Annotated in this window: 12 protein-coding genes; 10 read left to right on the top strand and 2 right to left on the bottom strand. The window is 33.7% G+C overall.

From position 1 onward, the window contains the following. Positions 1-184 precede the first annotated feature (184 nt). Positions 185-1,084: an Rpn family recombination-promoting nuclease/putative transposase gene (locus tag GCWU000282_RS13960; RefSeq protein ID WP_035041157.1), complete on the top strand. Its 900-nt coding sequence runs from the start codon at positions 185-187 to the stop codon at positions 1,082-1,084. An 8-nt stretch (positions 1,085-1,092) separates the two neighbouring features. Here the strand turns inward: GCWU000282_RS13960 and GCWU000282_RS13955 are convergent, their stop codons facing one another. Continuing rightward, on the bottom strand, positions 1,093-1,572 hold the full coding sequence (locus GCWU000282_RS13955; protein ID WP_023355813.1) for a DNA-deoxyinosine glycosylase: 480 nt from the start codon (positions 1,570-1,572) through the stop codon (positions 1,093-1,095). Between the two features lie 739 nt (positions 1,573-2,311). Between GCWU000282_RS13955 and GCWU000282_RS13950 the strand changes: the two genes are divergently transcribed. The 6 genes from GCWU000282_RS13950 to GCWU000282_RS13925 all read left to right on the top strand — a co-directional run bounded on the left by GCWU000282_RS13950 (position 2,312) and on the right by GCWU000282_RS13925 (position 10,446). After that, positions 2,312-4,093, top strand: coding sequence for a cache domain-containing sensor histidine kinase (locus GCWU000282_RS13950; protein WP_023355812.1), 1,782 nt, complete (start codon positions 2,312-2,314; stop codon positions 4,091-4,093). Positions 4,094-4,118: 25 nt separating this feature from the next. Beyond that, a complete protein-coding gene (locus GCWU000282_RS13945) occupies positions 4,119-5,723 on the top strand; it encodes a response regulator transcription factor (protein WP_023355811.1) in 1,605 nt (534 codons plus the stop codon). Between the two features lie 171 nt (positions 5,724-5,894). Beyond that, positions 5,895-7,235 carry an ABC transporter substrate-binding protein gene (locus GCWU000282_RS13940; protein ID WP_023355810.1) on the top strand — a complete coding sequence of 447 codons (1,341 nt, stop codon included), beginning with the start codon at positions 5,895-5,897 and terminating at the stop codon, positions 7,233-7,235. 248 nt (positions 7,236-7,483) lie between these two features. Then, positions 7,484-8,191: a carbohydrate ABC transporter permease gene (locus GCWU000282_RS13935; RefSeq protein WP_242828970.1), complete on the top strand. Its 708-nt coding sequence runs from the start codon at positions 7,484-7,486 to the stop codon at positions 8,189-8,191. Next, positions 8,188-9,027 carry a carbohydrate ABC transporter permease gene (locus GCWU000282_RS13930; RefSeq protein WP_023355808.1) on the top strand — a complete coding sequence of 280 codons (840 nt, stop codon included), beginning with the start codon at positions 8,188-8,190 and terminating at the stop codon, positions 9,025-9,027. Before GCWU000282_RS13935 ends, GCWU000282_RS13930 begins: the two co-directional genes overlap by 4 nt. Before the next feature lie 21 nt (positions 9,028-9,048). After that, positions 9,049-10,446 (top strand): glycoside hydrolase family protein, encoded by a 1,398-nt coding sequence (locus tag GCWU000282_RS13925; protein ID WP_023355807.1) that lies wholly within the window; start codon positions 9,049-9,051, stop codon positions 10,444-10,446. 131 nt (positions 10,447-10,577) lie between these two features. Here the strand turns inward: GCWU000282_RS13925 and GCWU000282_RS16715 are convergent, their stop codons facing one another. Continuing rightward, complete coding sequence (locus GCWU000282_RS16715) at positions 10,578-10,724, bottom strand: uracil-DNA glycosylase family protein (RefSeq protein WP_023355806.1); 147 nt, start codon at positions 10,722-10,724, stop codon at positions 10,578-10,580. A gap of 143 nt (positions 10,725-10,867) precedes the next feature. Between GCWU000282_RS16715 and GCWU000282_RS13915 the strand changes: the two genes are divergently transcribed. From GCWU000282_RS13915 to GCWU000282_RS13905, 3 genes are all read left to right on the top strand, one after another. Then, positions 10,868-12,133 carry an ATP-binding protein gene (locus GCWU000282_RS13915; RefSeq protein WP_035041153.1) on the top strand — a complete coding sequence of 422 codons (1,266 nt, stop codon included), beginning with the start codon at positions 10,868-10,870 and terminating at the stop codon, positions 12,131-12,133. A 20-nt stretch (positions 12,134-12,153) separates the two neighbouring features. Further along, the gene (locus tag GCWU000282_RS13910) at positions 12,154-14,049 is read left to right on the top strand and encodes a hypothetical protein (protein ID WP_023355804.1); all 1,896 of its coding nucleotides are present in this window, start codon (positions 12,154-12,156) and stop codon (positions 14,047-14,049) included. A 185-nt stretch (positions 14,050-14,234) separates the two neighbouring features. Further along, the gene (locus GCWU000282_RS13905; RefSeq protein ID WP_023355803.1) at positions 14,235-17,273 is read left to right on the top strand and encodes an AAA domain-containing protein; all 3,039 of its coding nucleotides are present in this window, start codon (positions 14,235-14,237) and stop codon (positions 17,271-17,273) included. The last annotated feature ends 53 nt before the right edge of the window (positions 17,274-17,326 follow it).

Here is a 17,326-nt window from a genome sequence, read left to right as displayed (position 1 = left end):
ATTAAAAAAAGTTTGTCTAATTTGCTGATCACAATTTCAAAAAAATATATTATAATATTCCTTGAAGCTTTTGATCTATACCGGTCTAAGAATTATTTGTTATTTCAAAATTATTATTTTCAAACTGTTAAATCCAAAAAATTGGTTTTATGTAGTTGGTGCTTTTAATAGGAAAGGAGAAAAATTGGGAGAGAAGGATATTTTAGAAAAGAAACTATTAATGTTTAATGATGTATTTGCGACCTTTGTTAATGGAATTATGTTTGATGGTGAGCAGGTGGTTAAAGAAGATGAATTGCTTGACATACCAAGTTGGAGTCAATATAAAGGGGATGACAGCAGACACAGGTTTCAGGACAGGGATGTAGTAAAACTTTGGAAAAAGCAGGGAATAGTTATTTCCTTGATTGGAATTGAAAATCAGGATATACCTGATGAAGACATGGTATTTAGGATACTTTCGTATGATGGAGCATCTTATAGAACTCAATTAGCCGAAAAAGCCGGCAGAAAAAGAAGAAATTTTGAGAGTGCTAAAAATATAGAAATTATGGAAGAAAAATCAGATATTTTTCCTGTAATAACCTTTGTTATATATTATGGTGAAGAAGAATGGAAACATAAAATTACATTGTGTGAAAGGCTTAAATTGGAAGGAACAATAACAAAGTATGTAAGTGATTATAAGGTTAACTTGATAGACTTGAAAAAGATGACTGAAGATGATATAAATAAGTTTAAGAAGGACTTTAGACTCTTGGCAGACTATTTGGTGAATGGAAGTAATCATACTTCGGAAAGTACAGAATTAAATCATCCTGAAGAAATATGTGAACTTATTTTGAAGCTTACAGGTGAAATTGTAACTATACCAGAGGAAAGTGAAGAAGGAGGAAAATCCATGGAGAAATTTTTTGAACCTATGTTTGAAAGAGCAGAAGCAAGAGGTGTAGAAAAAGGAGAGAATTGTCTGGCAAAGTTAATCAGCCTTTTACTGTCAGAAGGCAAGAATGATGCTGTTAAAGATGCTTTAGAAAATGAAGAAAAAAGACATGAACTTTACAAGGAATATGGAATTTGCTAATAGAGTCTTTAGAAAGATAAAGCATCTTTCCAAAAATTAAGTTTTTCAGTAAATGTAACCCTTGCATTTGCAGGGCTTGTAGAAGGCAGAGTGATAGTATGTACAGGTATTTGATTAAAATATCTTCTATACATCGCTTCTGCCTTTTTTCCATTTAAAAGAATGGTTGAAATACTTTGATATTCATTTAACAATCCCTCAATGTCGTTTGGGATTTCATTCTTAATATCGGAATCAAGAGAGCCTTCACGGTTACCGCTATGCACCATATCCCAAAGAGCTATATGATTTTTAAGGAGAAGCTCACATTTTACAGAGTAGTCTTCACTGTAGGCTTCATTAAAAACAGTAAACATAATCTTCCAGAAGGCATTGCGTGGATGTGCATAATACTGAGCTTGTTTCAAGGATTCTTCACCCGGAAGAGAGCCAAGAATCAGGATTTTTGCAGATGAGTTTATAAGTGGTGGAAAGCTGTATTTTGTCATAAATGCCTCCTGGGAATTGATAGTAATAATATAGCAGAGAAAAAGAACAGGTGCAAGGAAATGGGGAGTAACATAGTGTCTTATCGACAAGACAAAAATGGTTGGATATTGTCTTGCACATAAGACAATTGTGAAAATTTAGATAAATTATTTGAAAAATGCTGGTTAAATGATATACTTTTTTAAAAGTATGCCAATCACCATAATTAATTGTGTTGGCATTAGTTGTACACGTTTGTAAATTTTCCTACAATGCTAAATTTCGCAATATTTTAGAAGTTGAATAAGTGATATGAAATGGGATAATATGGATGATAAGCTGTTGAATTATTAAATTACAACATGGAGTATGAACAATACAGTTGTAAGGTTAAAATGATAAAGATGTTGTGAGGCTCCATCAAGTAAATATAAAACTAATTTACTGGTATTAGGGTTTAACATTATTGCTGAAATATCTGAAGAATAACGATAGGGAAAAACAGAGATGCGGGCTACAAGTCAGAAGCTTGAAACATATTTCATGCAAATGTATAGCATAATGGTAGCATAATGGTGAACTAGCGTACTGGTAAAACTGTATTTACATAGTTGTATAAATAATGTATGATATCATGTTTTGATAGAAATAGCAGTTATATGATTATATTATGTGAGTTATTTAAATTTCAACAAAATTTGAAATACTATAAAGGGTATATTTTTAAGAGCCAGAAGCTGATGTTTATAAGGAGTTTTTATGTTTATTAAATTCAAAAGATTTCGTGATTTTAGTATTCGTACTAAATTGATAATAGGTTTTTTGACTATTCTGCTTCCACTGGTCTTAATATTATCAATAGTATTTTACAGTTATTCAGCTGAAATAGTCTTAAAGCAATCATTAGAACAAACCAGAGAAATTGTTGAACAGTTTTCTATTTCTCTGGATAATTACATGGGACTTATGAGAAATAAGATAGAAATTCTGGCAGATAGTCCGACTATTCAAGAAGAGTTAAATACACATCAGGAAAAAGAAGATACTAAAAATGATTCATTTTATTCAAGAAATAAACGCATAAGACGAATTATGTTACAAATATATTCCAGTGTTACCATGAATGATGTGGAAATATATGGTATAAATGAAACAAATCATTATCTGTCATTATGGTCTAAGAAATACGAAATACCGGATAAAGATATATTGTTTGAAAATGCCAAACTATCTAAAGGAAAAAGTGTATTGGTTAATAATATCAATGATACTGATACAATTCAGATGATTAAAATGGTTAAGGACCTGCAAACATATAAGCCAATTGGATATATACGATTTGGTTTGAAGAGAAACTATATTGAAAAAATGGCAAAAAATATTAATTTTGGTAGTGATGGCAGTGTAGTGATTTTTGATGAGAATCTGAATAAAATCAGTGGTATAGTACATGATTCAGTACTTTCAAAATTATTGAAAGAAAAGCTTTCAATAGGGAACTTTTCATATAGTGAAGGGAAGAATGAATACACAGCAGTGTACATACATTCCAATAGTACAGGTTGGACTACGGTGGGAGTGATACCTTTAAGATATATTAATAAAGATTTAGCAGGCATTCAATACTTGACAGTAATAATTATTGTGCTCACTATAATTATAGGTGTTACTGTAAGTGTTATAATTGCACAAAGTTTAATTTCGCCCTTGGAAAATACAGTCAATGCGTTGGAAAAATTTTCGCGAGGTGATTTTGCTGTTCGCTTAAAAGAAAATAGATGTGATGAAATAGGTAAATTAAACAGGATTTTTAATAAAGCGATTAAAGAAATTAATGAGCTGATGCAAAAGGTTACTCAAAGCGAAATTTTGAATAAAGAGATGGAATTTAAGACACTTCAATCACAAATGAACCCCCACTTTTTATATAATACATTAGATGCAATTAATTGGCTTGCATTTAAGGAGAAGCAAACTGAAATATGTAATTTGGTAGCAGCCATTAGTAGCTTAATTAGGGCGAGTATCAGTAACAAGAAAAGTATAATTACCATAGAACAGGAGCTTGATTATGTAAAAAATTATATTTATATTCAACATATTCGCTATAAAGATAGATTTGACACAATTTATGATATTGATGAATCACTATTAAAGCAGGCTGTCCCTAAACTGATTATTCAGCCGATTGTAGAAAACGCAATTATTCATGGAATAGAAAATTCTAAAAATAAAAACCTGCTCTATATAAGTATTAAACGTGAGAATGAATGTATAGTTATTATTGTAAAAGATACAGGAATAGGAATGACAGATGAAAAAGTTTCTGAATTACTTAAAGAACCACTGAATGCTGAAGGAGATGAACAGAAAGCACACACAAACTTAGGGCTATATGCCGTACATAAAAGAATACAGCTTATGTACGGAGATTTATATGGCCTCGCAGTCCATTCGCAAGCAGGTGAAGGAACTACCGTGACTTTGCATATTCCTTTTGCTAAGAAACAGGAGATATTTTATCGACAGTCACCCCACTGATTATTAATGATTGTTGGAGGATATTATGAGTATAAAAATAATGGTTATTGACGATGAATTTATTATTTTGGATGGTTTATCATCCTTTCCTTGGAATGAATATGATTGTGAATTGGTAACTACTGCCAAAAATGGAAGGGAAGGCATTCAAAAGGTAAAGGCAAATGACATTGATATCATATTCACAGATATAAAAATGCCTGAAATGGATGGACTTGAATTTGCCTGTGAGGCTAAAAAAATAAATGAAAAGCTTAAAATAGTGTTTTTGACGGGATATGATAACTTTGAATTTGCACAGGAGGCAATAAGGTTAGGAGTTTCAGATTATTTGTTAAAACCGATGAATTTCATTAAACTGGATAAGCTGATAAAAAAATTGTGCAATGATATAAATGAAGAGAAGAAAAATAATAAATATTATATAGACTTACAGGAAAATTTTGAAAAAGAAATACCTTATATCAGAAGCAAATTTGTAAATGACTTGCTCCACGGCAGGATTTTAAATCAGTCTGAGTTGGGAGAACGTACAAATTCGATAGGCATTCATATAGAAAAATATATTTGTATTGCTATTACCAAAGAAGATTCTAATCCGGAAGGAGAGAATATATGGCAGGAACAGTATGCATTTCTTAATATAGGTGTTGAAGTCTTGAAAGAATTCTGCATGGAAGTATTATGTGAATATGATGATGTGAGCCTTCATTTCAATTTCATTTTATTATTTACCGGCAGTGATACAGACAGATATTGTATGGAACAAAGCATTATGGCAACGGAAAAATTAAAAAAAGTTGCCAATGAAGTCATAAACTACAAGATATGTGTTGGTATCAGTAATGTGGAGACAGATGTCTGTCTTACAAATATTAAATATTTGGAAGCCTGTGAAGCATGTAGCCAGAGTGTATATTTGGGTGAAAATACTATTGTATCTTATAAAGATTTAGAGGATACACAAGAACATAAGTATGAAATAACACAGGGACAAAAGCAAAGATTATTCATAAAAATATATACAGGACAAATTGATGAAGCTAATAAAGTTATTGAAGAAATATTCAGAGATAAAAATGTGGAATTAAATGATTGTAAATATATGGCATTAGATTTGTTGGTAGCCTGTATGAGATATCCGTTTTTATGTAGAATAAAAGGAAAGTCTTATGGGAAATATGATTATTTGTTTTTACAGGATGGCATCAAGGTAATTAGCAATGCGGATTCTCTGAATGAAATTATTCAATATCTGTCGAAATGTTTTACATTATTGGCAGTTCAGAATGATAAAAATTTTGATGAAAGATATCAAAACATGGCGAAGCGTATTCTGGATTATTTAAATGAGTATTATAGTGAAGATTTGACACTGGATTCTGTTGCAGATAAATTTCATATGAGCAAAACCTATATTAGCAGGATATTGAAAAAATATACGAACCAGAGTTTTTTACAATTACTTATAAGCAGACGTATGGACATTGCAAGAAAAATGATAGCGGAAGATAAATTCAAGCTTTATGAAATCGCTGAGAAGGTAGGATATAATGATTTCAGCTACTTTATTCAAGTATTTAAAAAGAAGTATGGTGTTACTCCTAACGAGTATAGAAGAGTAATTTAAAAATCAGGTAAAAGTATAATTATTGTGCATTTTATCAAAAATAAACCTCAAAAATGGTTAAAAAGTGTAAGTATTTTATACTTTTAGCCATTTTTTTTATTGTTAATGAGTGAAAAAAACGGTATATTTCAAGTAGGAAATAAAAAATAAAAAATAAAATGGAGGGTAAACATGAAGAAAAAAGTAGTTGCATTTATTTTAACCTTGGTCATAATGACCTCTTTTGCCTTTACAGGCTGCGGACAGCAGACAGAAGGCAATAAATCCACAAAACAAAATACGGAAAAAAGTACTGTTGCAACATCCGGAAATACTTCCAAGACCGGAGGAAGGACAAAAATTACTGCACTTTTAAAAGGAACTGAATCAACTGAACAGTACCAAGTGTTTAATTATTTACTTAGCAATTATTGTAAAGAAAAAGGGTTAGAGTATGAAATTGAACTGGTGAATGATATGCAGGACTATTTCACAAAACTTCAGATGTATATCAACAGCAATACGCTTCCAGATATTTATGGCTGTCCGAATGGAACACTTTCTAAAGCGTGTAAAGATAACGATGCTCTGGTTGATGTAGGTGCTGAACTTAAAAGAAATGGCTTCTATGATAAGATGAATGGAGCAATCATTAATTTTCTTACCGATGCAGATGATGGAAATTTATACCTATTCCCTCAAGGATTATATTGTGAATACTTTATGTACAGAAAAGATATATTTGAGAAAGCAGGCATAACAAAAGAACCGAAGACATGGGAAGACTTCAAAGATATATGTAAAAAAATTGCAGATATAGGTGAGATTCCGCTGATTGTCGGTGGTTCTGATGCCTGGCAGCTGATGCGTTATCTTTCATTCTCTCCTTGGAGAGTTACCGGACCTGAATTTATTACAAACTATCAGGCAGGTAAGGACAAATTCAACTCAAATGATTCTGCAAAGTATGGAGTTAATTTATTATATGATTTAGGAACAAAAGGATATTTTGAGCCGGGTTTCTCAAGTGTTGATTATACATCAGCCTGCAATTTATTCTATGGCGGAACAGGTGCAATATTCTATTCAGGCTCAGGACAAATCGGACTTGCAGATGAAATGTATAAAGAAGGAAAACTTGGTTTCTTCCCGGTACCGGATACGGAAGGGTTGAAGAATATGCCGACTAATGTACCGATACATGCGGGCTTTGCAGAAGGATTTAACAAGGCAACATATGATGATACAATGAAAGATTTCTTTGACTATATGTGCAGTAATTTTTCAAATGCCTGCTATACTCAGGCACAGATATTCTCTCCTTTTAACGAAGACCTGCCTGAAGGACTTCCACAATTATATTATGATACACAGCCGATGTTCTCAAAGGCTGAAACAGCTTGGACATCCTGGGATGATAAACTTGATTCGGAAGTAATGACAAAAATAGTGGATGAGCAGCAGAAGCTGGCTCAGGGTGAAATTAAGCCTGAAGAATTTATAAGCAAATGTGATTCATTTATAAATAAATAGATGAGCCGCTGTATTGTACAACTATTGGCAGGATCGGTATTTATCAGTTCTGCCAATGAAAGAGGTGTAATATGCAAAAAGCTTTTGGGAAAAAAAGAACAATATTTTTATTTATATTTCCTGCATTTTTGATTTACACCACTTTTGTTATAGTATCTATAATATGGGCCGGGTACTATAGCTTCTTTGAATGGAGTGGTGTTGGTGAAAAGATTTTTGTCGGATTAAAAAATTATGCGGAATTGTTAATGAAAGATAAAATTTTCAGGATAACAGTTTTACACACACTTATTTACACTGTCATTAATGTTGTAATACAGGTATTTGGAGGATTGTTATTTGCAATTCTGCTAAGCAGGGTTAAACGGGGCAGAACAGTTCTTCAGACACTGTATTATGTGCCGGTGGTAATTTCTTCTGTTGCAATATGTCAAATATTTTTGAAATTATTGTCTGTGACACCTACCGGAGTTGTTAATCAAATACTATCAATGTTCAATCCGGCACTTAAAGTAATGGAATGGACATCTAATTCTGACATATCATTATATGTGGTTGCTTTTGTAGAAGGATATAAGTATTTGGGACTTTATATGGTTATATTCTATGCGGCACTTATAGGAGTTCCAAATGAGCTCGGTGAAGCAGCACTTATAGATGGTGCAAATCGTGTTCAGGAGTATATACATGTAAGAATACCTTATATTAAGCCCGTCATAATAGCAAACTGCATTCTGGTATTAAACGGCTCATTGAGATCTTTTGAATTTTCATATTTATTGACACGCGGAGGACCGGGAAATGCATCCGAGCTTATGACTACCTATATGTATAAACAGGCCTTTGCAAGCAAGCAATACGGATATGGAAGTTCTGTCGCCATAATGATTGTTATTGTATGTTTGACAGTAGGACTAATATTCAGGAAAGCTACAGGTGGGGGTGATGAGGCATGAAACTTAAGAAAAATCTGTGTGGAGCAATAGTTAAGTGGACGCTGGTAATTATTCTGGTAGTTGTACAGGTATACCCGTTTGTATATGTAATATTTTCAAGCTTTAAATCGCTTGAAGACTTTAGAAAGCTGCCTGCGTATGCCCTGCCCGCCTCTGTTTATTTAGGCAACTATATTACTGTATTTACAAAAAGCCATATGTTTACATACTTTAAAAACAGTATAATTGTGCTGATCGGAGTTATAATTCCGCTTTTGCTTCTCGCTCTTATGGCAGGTTTCGCACTTAGCAAAATTAAATTTAAGTTTAAAAAATTTTTGTTAAATTATTTCCTCCTGGGTTTGATGCTTCCGATGCAGGTGGCGCTGATACCACTTTTTACAATCTTTAACCGGCTGGGAATGCTCAACACATATGCGGCAATAATACTGCCTCAAATCGCATTTTCCTTATCATATTCAATACAATTATTTTATTCTTTCAGCAAATTTTTGCCGGATGAAGTATTGGAGGCAGCTATTATCGATGGCTGCGGTCCTGTCCGCTGTTTTATTAAAATGGTTATGCCCCTGTCATTGAATTCAGTTATAACTGTTGCAACAATGCAGGCAGTGTTCTGTTGGAACGAGTATATTAATGCATATACATTTACACGTTCAACCAGCATGAAAACAATAACTCTGGGACTAAATGACTATGTGGGAAGTATGGGACTGACTGACTGGGGTGCAACATTTGCAGCAATAACGGTAACGGTTATACCGGTGTTTATATTTTATTTTTTCAGCAGTAAAAAAATGCTGGCGGGAATGTCTGCCGGTGCGGTAAAAGGTTAAATAAATTTGGAGGTATATGTGATGAATAAATTATATTATCAATTTCCGGGAACCTGGTTCGGAGATTGTATGCCTTACGGCAAAGACAATGATTTCTATCTTTTTCATCAAAGAGATAACCGTAAACCCTGCCCGTTTGGGGAACCCTTTGGCTGGGATCTTGCCATAACATCAGATTTCGTAGATTATAAAGACATGGGAATTGCAATTCCACGTGGAACCGATGAAGAGCAGGATCAGTTCATATTTGCAGGGAGTGTATTTGAAGGAGAAGGAGATTACCACGCTTTTTATACCGGATATAACAGAGAATATCCAAAACAGGGAAAGCCTTCTCAGGTTTTGATGCATGCAGTAAGTGATGACCTTATCCACTGGACAAAAACATCTGATATTATGAAATTCACACCTCAGGCCGGGTATGATCCTGATGATTGGAGAGACCCATTTGTTTTAAGGGATGAGGAAAATAAACAGTATATATTAATTCTGGGTGCCAGGAAGGAAGGTCCTAAAACCAGACAATCAGGGCGTACCGTTAAATTTACTTCAAAGGATTTAAAGGAGTGGAAATTCGAAGGTGATTTTTGGGCACCAAACCTCTTTGTTATGCACGAGATGGTTGATCTTTTTAAAATAGGTGACTGGTGGTACCATGTAGTCACTGAATACAGCGACAGAAGCAAGATGATTTACAGAATGAGCAGAAATATTGATGGTCCATGGATTGCTCCAAAAGATGATGCTTTTGACGGCAGAGCGTATTATGCGGGCAGAACGTTTTGCCTGAATGGGCACCGTATGTTATTTGGATGGGTAGCGACTAAAGAAGACTGTGATGATCGAAATAACTATGAATGGGCAGGCACCTTTGTTCCACACGAAATATATCAGCGTAAAGACGGAAGTTTAGGTGTAAAAATACCGGACACAGTCTGGAACGCATTTTCGGAAAGAGAGAAAATTGAAGATTTCTCCATAGACAGCATTGGCGCAAGAAGCGAAAAAATAATTAAAAAGAATTGTGGAGATATTTTCAGCTTTGAGGCAGATATAATGTTTGAGGAAGGAAGCCATGCCTTTGGAATTCGCTGTTATGATGATCCTGAAACAGAGCAGGCGTATCAGTTTATCTTCCATTGTAATGAGAACAGATATATATGTGAGAAAAATCCCAACTGGCCTTGGTTTACGTATTTAAGTCAGGGTTCAGAACGCCCGATAGAGCTTATACCGAATAAAATATATAATATACGTTTAATCATAGATGATACAATTGCAGTTATATATGTAGACGGAGTTGCTCTCAGTGCAAGAATGTATACGAAACCGGGAGATGCACTTGGAGTATTTGTATCAGAAGGTAAAATACAGGTAAAGAATTGTACTGTTTCAACAAAACTGAAAAAGAGACTATAAAAAAGCCTGAAAACATAAATCTTCTATGATAATAGAGGGTGGAAATCTTTTGAATAGGATTTTCACCCTTGTTTTATATATAACGGTTAAAAATTGGGTATATCAATAATTGCTATTTATAGTAAAGTTTCTCATAGTTCATCCTTAATATCGGAATCAAGAGAGCCTTCACGGTTACCGCTATGCACCATATCCCAAAGAGCTATATTATTTTTAAGGAGAAGATCACATTTTACAGAGAAGTCTTCACTGTAGGCTTCATTGAAAACAGTAAACATAATTTTCCGGAAGATATTGCGCAGGTGCATATAAGAAAAAAATAGCCGGATATTGTCTTACAGATAAGACAATAATTATGTATAATTGTCTTGTAGACAAGACAAAAGCAAAAATTGTCTTATTCACAAGACGGGAGGAATCTATGAATAGAGAAAATATGAAACAGATTCTAATTGACCAAAAAGAAATGTACCTAAATAATTCTGTTATTTATAGGAATTATGAGTTGGAAGATAATGTAAATTATTGCTTTGTAGGTATAAGACGTACAGGTAAGTCTTATATGATGTATCAGCAGATAAAAAAACTTATTGATGACGGAATTTCGTTAAATCAGATAGTTTATGTTAATTTTGAAGATGAGAGGTTTTTAGAAGTAACTGCTGATGATTTAAATATGATTTTAGAAATTAGTATTGAATTATCAGGTACAAATAACAAACCATATTTGTTTTTGGATGAAATTCAAAATGTAGATGGTTGGGAGAAGTTTGTCCGCCATCTTTCGGATATGAAGTATAGGGTAAATATTACCGGAAGTAACAGTAAGATGCTTAGTAGTGAAATTGCCTCAACTCTTGGTGGAAGATTTATGATAGTTCAGATTTTCCCTTATTCTTTTAAGGAATATTTGACTGCAAAAGGGGAAACTAAGGATTATTCGGGTATAATCAGTACAGTAGATAAAGCAGAAATAATCAGCTTGTATAATGATTATGTGAAATATGGTGCATTTCCAGAATTAGTAGAGATAAGGAACAAGAGAGAGTATTTAAGTAATATTTATCAGACTATATACCTTGGAGATATAATTAGAAGAAATAAAATCACAAATGACTTTGCAGTACGTTTGATATTAAAAAAAATAGCGGAATCTGTAATGCAGCCTATATCATATAACAGGCTTACAAATATAATAAAAAGCACAGGTATAGCTATTGGCAAGCAGACAGTAATTAATTATATGGGATTTATGCTTGACTCATATCTTCTATTTAAAATACAGAATTATTCGGCAAAGTTAGTTGATAAAGAAACCCTGTCAAAATATTATTTTATGGATACGGGTCTGCTTGGACTTTTGGTTATGGATAGTAAGACCGCCGTTCTTGAAAACCTTGTTGCAATTGAGTTGATTAGAAGATATAGTGTAGATAATGTATTTTATTTTGAGAATAATGCAGAAATTGATTTTTATGTTCCGGACAGGGAACTGGCTATACAGGTAAGCTACAGTTTTCTTGACAATCCGGATACAAAGGCAAGGAAGATTGGAGCTTTTGTAAAACTTAAAAATTTTATATCTGATGCAAAATGTATTGTAATTACCGATAGTGAGGAAACAGAACTTGAGTATGAGGGGATAAAAGTTAAAATCATACCTATGTGGAAGTGGATGTTGGAATAATATAAAGGAGAAAATCTGAAATGAAATTAAAGAAATATGTAAAAATAGCCCTGTTATCATCAATTCTTGCATTAGGACTTAGTGTATCAGCTTTAGAAGCCGGAGCATTAGACAGTACTGTAATCAAGGTTTATGCAAAAAAGAAGGCGGTTAAACCGGCTAAAAAGAAAGTAAAGAAAGATAAAAAAGTATTAAAGAATTTTAAGGCTGTAGTGGAGGGAGAAAGCGATTATGGAACTGCCTTCTATACAGACAGTAAGAATAACAAAATATATATTTCGGTAGAAGATTTTTTCAGTAATTTAAAAGGAACAACCAAAGAAGCCAAAATAAGTGTAAATACAAAGAAAAAATCCGTAAAGGTAAGTACAGGTAAAAAATATAAGGGTAAACACAACTATATTACTTTGCCTAAGAGCATTTATGGTAAGCCTGAAAATATAAGGTTAGATGTAGACGGCAAAAGAACAGAAGTTAAAGGATATGTTGTAAAATCCGACTCTTATTGGTCAAAGGATAAGATTTTATATGCAGATTTTGACGAATTGGCAGCAAAGTTTGACTTGGTTTATGCTAAGGATATGGCAAAGAAAAAATATTTGTTATATACAAAGCTTCCTAAGAATGTAGCGGAATTAAAGTCTGATAAGCCACCTATTGAAAGTTATGCCAATTATACAAATACGGCAATCGGAGGTTATGATATAGACGGAAGATGGGCGAATACGATTGGAAATTACCTGTATGAAGAAAATGGTAATTTGGTGAAGGTTGAGGCGCTAGAGAATTATAGTAAAAAAGAAAATAACAGAGTCAGTATAAATAGATATGATTCATCGGGGAATTTGCTTGAAATAAAGGAGCTTCCATATCAGGGGGAAAAGTTTGGCGGATTTTACAAAGGTGGGGAATACAACTATCTTATTTTTGGAAACAATAATGAAGAAAAGAATGCCGGTAAAGAAGTAATAAGGATAGTTAAATATGACAGGAAATTTAATGAGCTTGGAAGTGTTTCCGTAAATGGTGCCTACACAGTATTTCCGTTTAATTCAGGTTCTTTAAGATGTGCGGAGATAGGGCGGACAATACTCATACACACTTCAAGACAAAGATATGACGGACATCAGAGTCAGCTTACGATAGCATTTAATGAAGATACAATGTCATTGTTGAACGCAGATGATTTAGACGAATTTCAGCGAAATCATGTAAGTCATGATTTTAATCAGTTTGCGATGGCTGACGGAAATGAATTTATAGTTGTAGACCATGGTGATGCTTATCCAAGAAGTATAAAGGTTAGCTGGTTAAGGACACAAGCTTTGGAGCCGGAGAAAAGATACATAGGAAACGATGGATGGTACACAATAATAGACAGGGAGATGTTTTCTCCGTCAAAAGAAAAAGAAATACTTAAAATTCCGGGAGAAATCGGAGCCAACCAAACCGGAGTTTCTATCGGCTCTGCTTTAAATACTGTAAACAAAGTACTTGTCGGAGTGAATAGGATTGACTATTCAAAAGCAATCGGTTTTGACAGTTTTGATATTACAGGTAAAGATGTAGATAAAAGAGATGTTGTGCTTTATTCTCTTGATAAAAATACCTTAGAAACAATTGAAAATAAATATACAGACTATACTAAAGATAAAAATACTACCTATACAGCTCCTAAGATGGTGAAGCTTGATGGAAAAAGAATAATGCTTATCTGGAATAAGTTAAATCTTAAAAGCGATAAAAGCGTATTGCAATATCTGATTGTTGACGAAAACGGAAATAAGCTTTCTGAAATAAAATCTATTGAAGATATGAAGATATCAGGTGAATCACCTATACTTTACAATAATAAGGCGGTATGGAGTGAGTATAGAAAGGGCAGACTGATACTTAATTCCATACCGGTGAAGTAATGTGTTTAAAGTATTTCAAGACGATAATATTTAATGTATGATTTTTAAGCGAACGCAAATTTTGCGTTCGCTTTTTCGAACTTTTAGCGAACGTAAATCACTAACATATTTAAAAAGTATCTGTATAATGCTATAATAGAGCTTTAGTTACTACGATTATTCACACATAAATATCAGAGGGGTTTATGGACAATATTTGCAGAGAGTTATTCAGAGCCATTCACGAGGGGAAATGGTTAAAAATAGAGTATAAGAACAAAAGTGAAGAAATTACCAGATACTGGATCAGTGTTGTGGATTTGGAGCCATATACAAGAGTTCTGAAGGTAGATGGTCTTCATTTGGGCTATTATACAGTTATGAGATTGGATAAGATATTTTTAGATTCGATAATTTCAGCTGAAGTAGTGAATGGAAGTTTTTGTGAGAGAAATGAAAAGCTGATTGAAGATATAGCTATGAACCCGGAAAAATATGTAAATATATTCAAACAAAATGCAAATTTGAAAATCCTTAGCTACCTTGAAATGTGCAACAAATTAGATGGAAGCACCTATGAGACAGATTTTGAACTTATACATTATTTAGACAGAGATACCATAACTGATGATGTTTACGAGCTTTCGGAAGAACAATTTAAGCTCATAGTTAAGTATTTTCAATATAATAAAGACAAAAAGAAATTTGAAAGCGGTGGATTGCAGATTAAAAATCTGGCTATGAATGTGCTTAGCGTACATACAAATAAGGGGTTGCATGTACTTGCATATAGGAAGCTTGGTTTAGATGTAAAGGCAAGGGCTCTAAAGCCGGCCAAAGAAATAACAATATGTACTCAGTTTACAATAGTCGGAGAAGTTCAGAACGTAAGGAAATTTTTAGAGGCTGAAGAGTATGAACTGCTAAGCGAATTTGAAAAAAATCAGGAAGCTATTAAAGATGCTATTGCAAGCCATTTACAGGGTTGTGAACAGGTAGATGACATTCCCTATATCATTGGACTTGGGCTTGATGTGGCACTTGACTTAAACAGCGAATATAAGGCTATATTAGATATGTATGGTACTGATGAGGTAAGCACACCTATAAAGGCATTTTTTGGAGAATTGCTTGCAAAACCGCGAAGGAGCAAGGCATATCCTATAGCTCTTATCAATAAAAATATAAACCTGGACCAATTACTTGCTATAAATAATGCTATGAAGTTTCCCTGTGCCTACATTCAGGGACCGCCGGGTACAGGAAAGACAAATACGATTAAAAATACTATAATTACGGCATTTTTTAATGAAACAACGGTCCTCTTTGCTTCATATAATAATACACCTATAGACAGTGTGACTGAAGCTCTCAGTAATTTAAAATACAAAGGTAAAACCATACCGTTTCCTATACTCAGACTTGGCAATACTCAAAAGCTGAGAGAAGCTATAAATTATATAAAAGAGCTTAGAAAGCAGGTTGCTGCAATTAATATATATGAGGACACACTGAATAAAAGAAAAGAGGATAGGAAAGTAAGGGCAAAACAGCTTTCCGACTTGCTGAAAAACTATGAAGACGTAGTTGAATTAAGAGAGCGAAAAGAAAGTATGGAGCATCTGATGAAATATCAGAAGGGAATGAAAAATGAAGGTTCAATTGCAGCCTTTCAGATGGATTTGCAGATGAATCAGATGAATAACCTGAATCAGAAGATTGATGATATAGGGGAAGTATCCAATGATAAGGTTATGGAGCTTTTGGACAGAAATGATGAAGAATTTTATCAATATCTTTATTTCACTTCAGCTAAATATATAAAGAAGCTTGAAACCAAGCCATTTAGTGAGCTTATTGATATACTGGATGCCGATATGAAAGAGGACGATAGAATTCAAAAATTTGCCGGGTATCTTAAAAAAACAGAAAATGTAAAATCGCTTCAGAGGGTATTTCCTATAATGGTGACTACCTGTATATCTGCTCACAGATTGGGTAAGCCGGAGATATTATTTGATATGGTCATTATAGATGAAGCCAGCCAGTGCAATGTTGCAATTTCCCTTGTGCCTATAATCAGGGGGGAAAATATGATGCTGGTGGGAGATCCTCAACAACTTAGACCTGTGGTTCTCTTAGATGATATAAGCAATATAAAATTAAGGAAAAAGTACAACATAAGTGATGAATATGATTATAAAGAAAATTCAATTTATAAAACATATCTTGCTTGTGATGCGGTAAGCGATGAGATTTTACTGCGTAACCATTATCGTTCTCATAAGAAGATAATTGATTTTAACAACAAAAAGTATTATAACTCTAAACTTGAAATAATGACAAAGAGTGAGGAAAAAGAACCGCTTGTCTATGTAAATGTAGAAAACAGCCGAAGCGAGACTAAAAATACTTCTCCGGCTGAAGTGGCTGAAATTCTTGATTATGCCGAACATAACAAAGACAAGAGCATAGCGGTAATAACCCCTTTTGTCAATCAAAGGGAACTTATAGAAAGAGGAATCAGAGACAGAAATTTAAGGAATATTTCCTGTGGAACAGTTCATGCTTTTCAGGGAGATGAGAAAGATGTAGTATTGTTTTCTACCGCACTTTCAGACAGGACGACTGAAGGGACTTACAACTGGCTTAAAAACAATAAAGAACTTCTTAATGTGGCAACTTCAAGGGCTAAGGAGAAACTCATCCTGCTCGCAAGTACCAAAGAGCTTGAAAGATTACATGGGAACAATACTGATGATGACTTATATGAATTGGTAAATTATATAAGAACCAACGGTCAGTCTGCGGTTACTAAAAAACAGGTGAGTTCGAGGGCTTTGGGAGTACAGCCGTTTTCAACAGCCACTGAAAATGCCTTTCTCGACAATTTAACACATGCCTTAGGGAATATCTGGCTTACTCAAAGCAGATATACTATCCATAAGGAAGTGGCTATTTCTCAGGTATTTCAAGAAAATTTAACCCATAATGTCCTATTTTACATGGGAAGGTTTGACTTCGTGGTTTATGAAAAGCAGGGGAAGGCTGAAATTCCAATCCTTGCGATAGAGCTTGACGGGAAGGAGCATTATACGGAGGAAGCTGTCAGAGAAAGAGACAGGAAGAAAAATGAGATATGTAAGGCTCACAACCTGCAGATTATCAGGGTGGAAAACTCTTATGCAAGAAGGTATAACTATATCAAGGACATTTTAATGGATTATTTTAAAAGGACACACTAAAATCAGGCAGAAATTTTATACCGAATTTATGATTTTTGTTTGAACTTTATCGA

This window comes from Catonella morbi ATCC 51271 (genome assembly GCF_000160035.2).
In the GTDB taxonomy this organism is placed as follows: domain Bacteria; phylum Bacillota; class Clostridia; order Lachnospirales; family Lachnospiraceae; genus Catonella; species Catonella morbi.
This window is presented reverse-complemented; position numbering and strand designations above follow the sequence as displayed.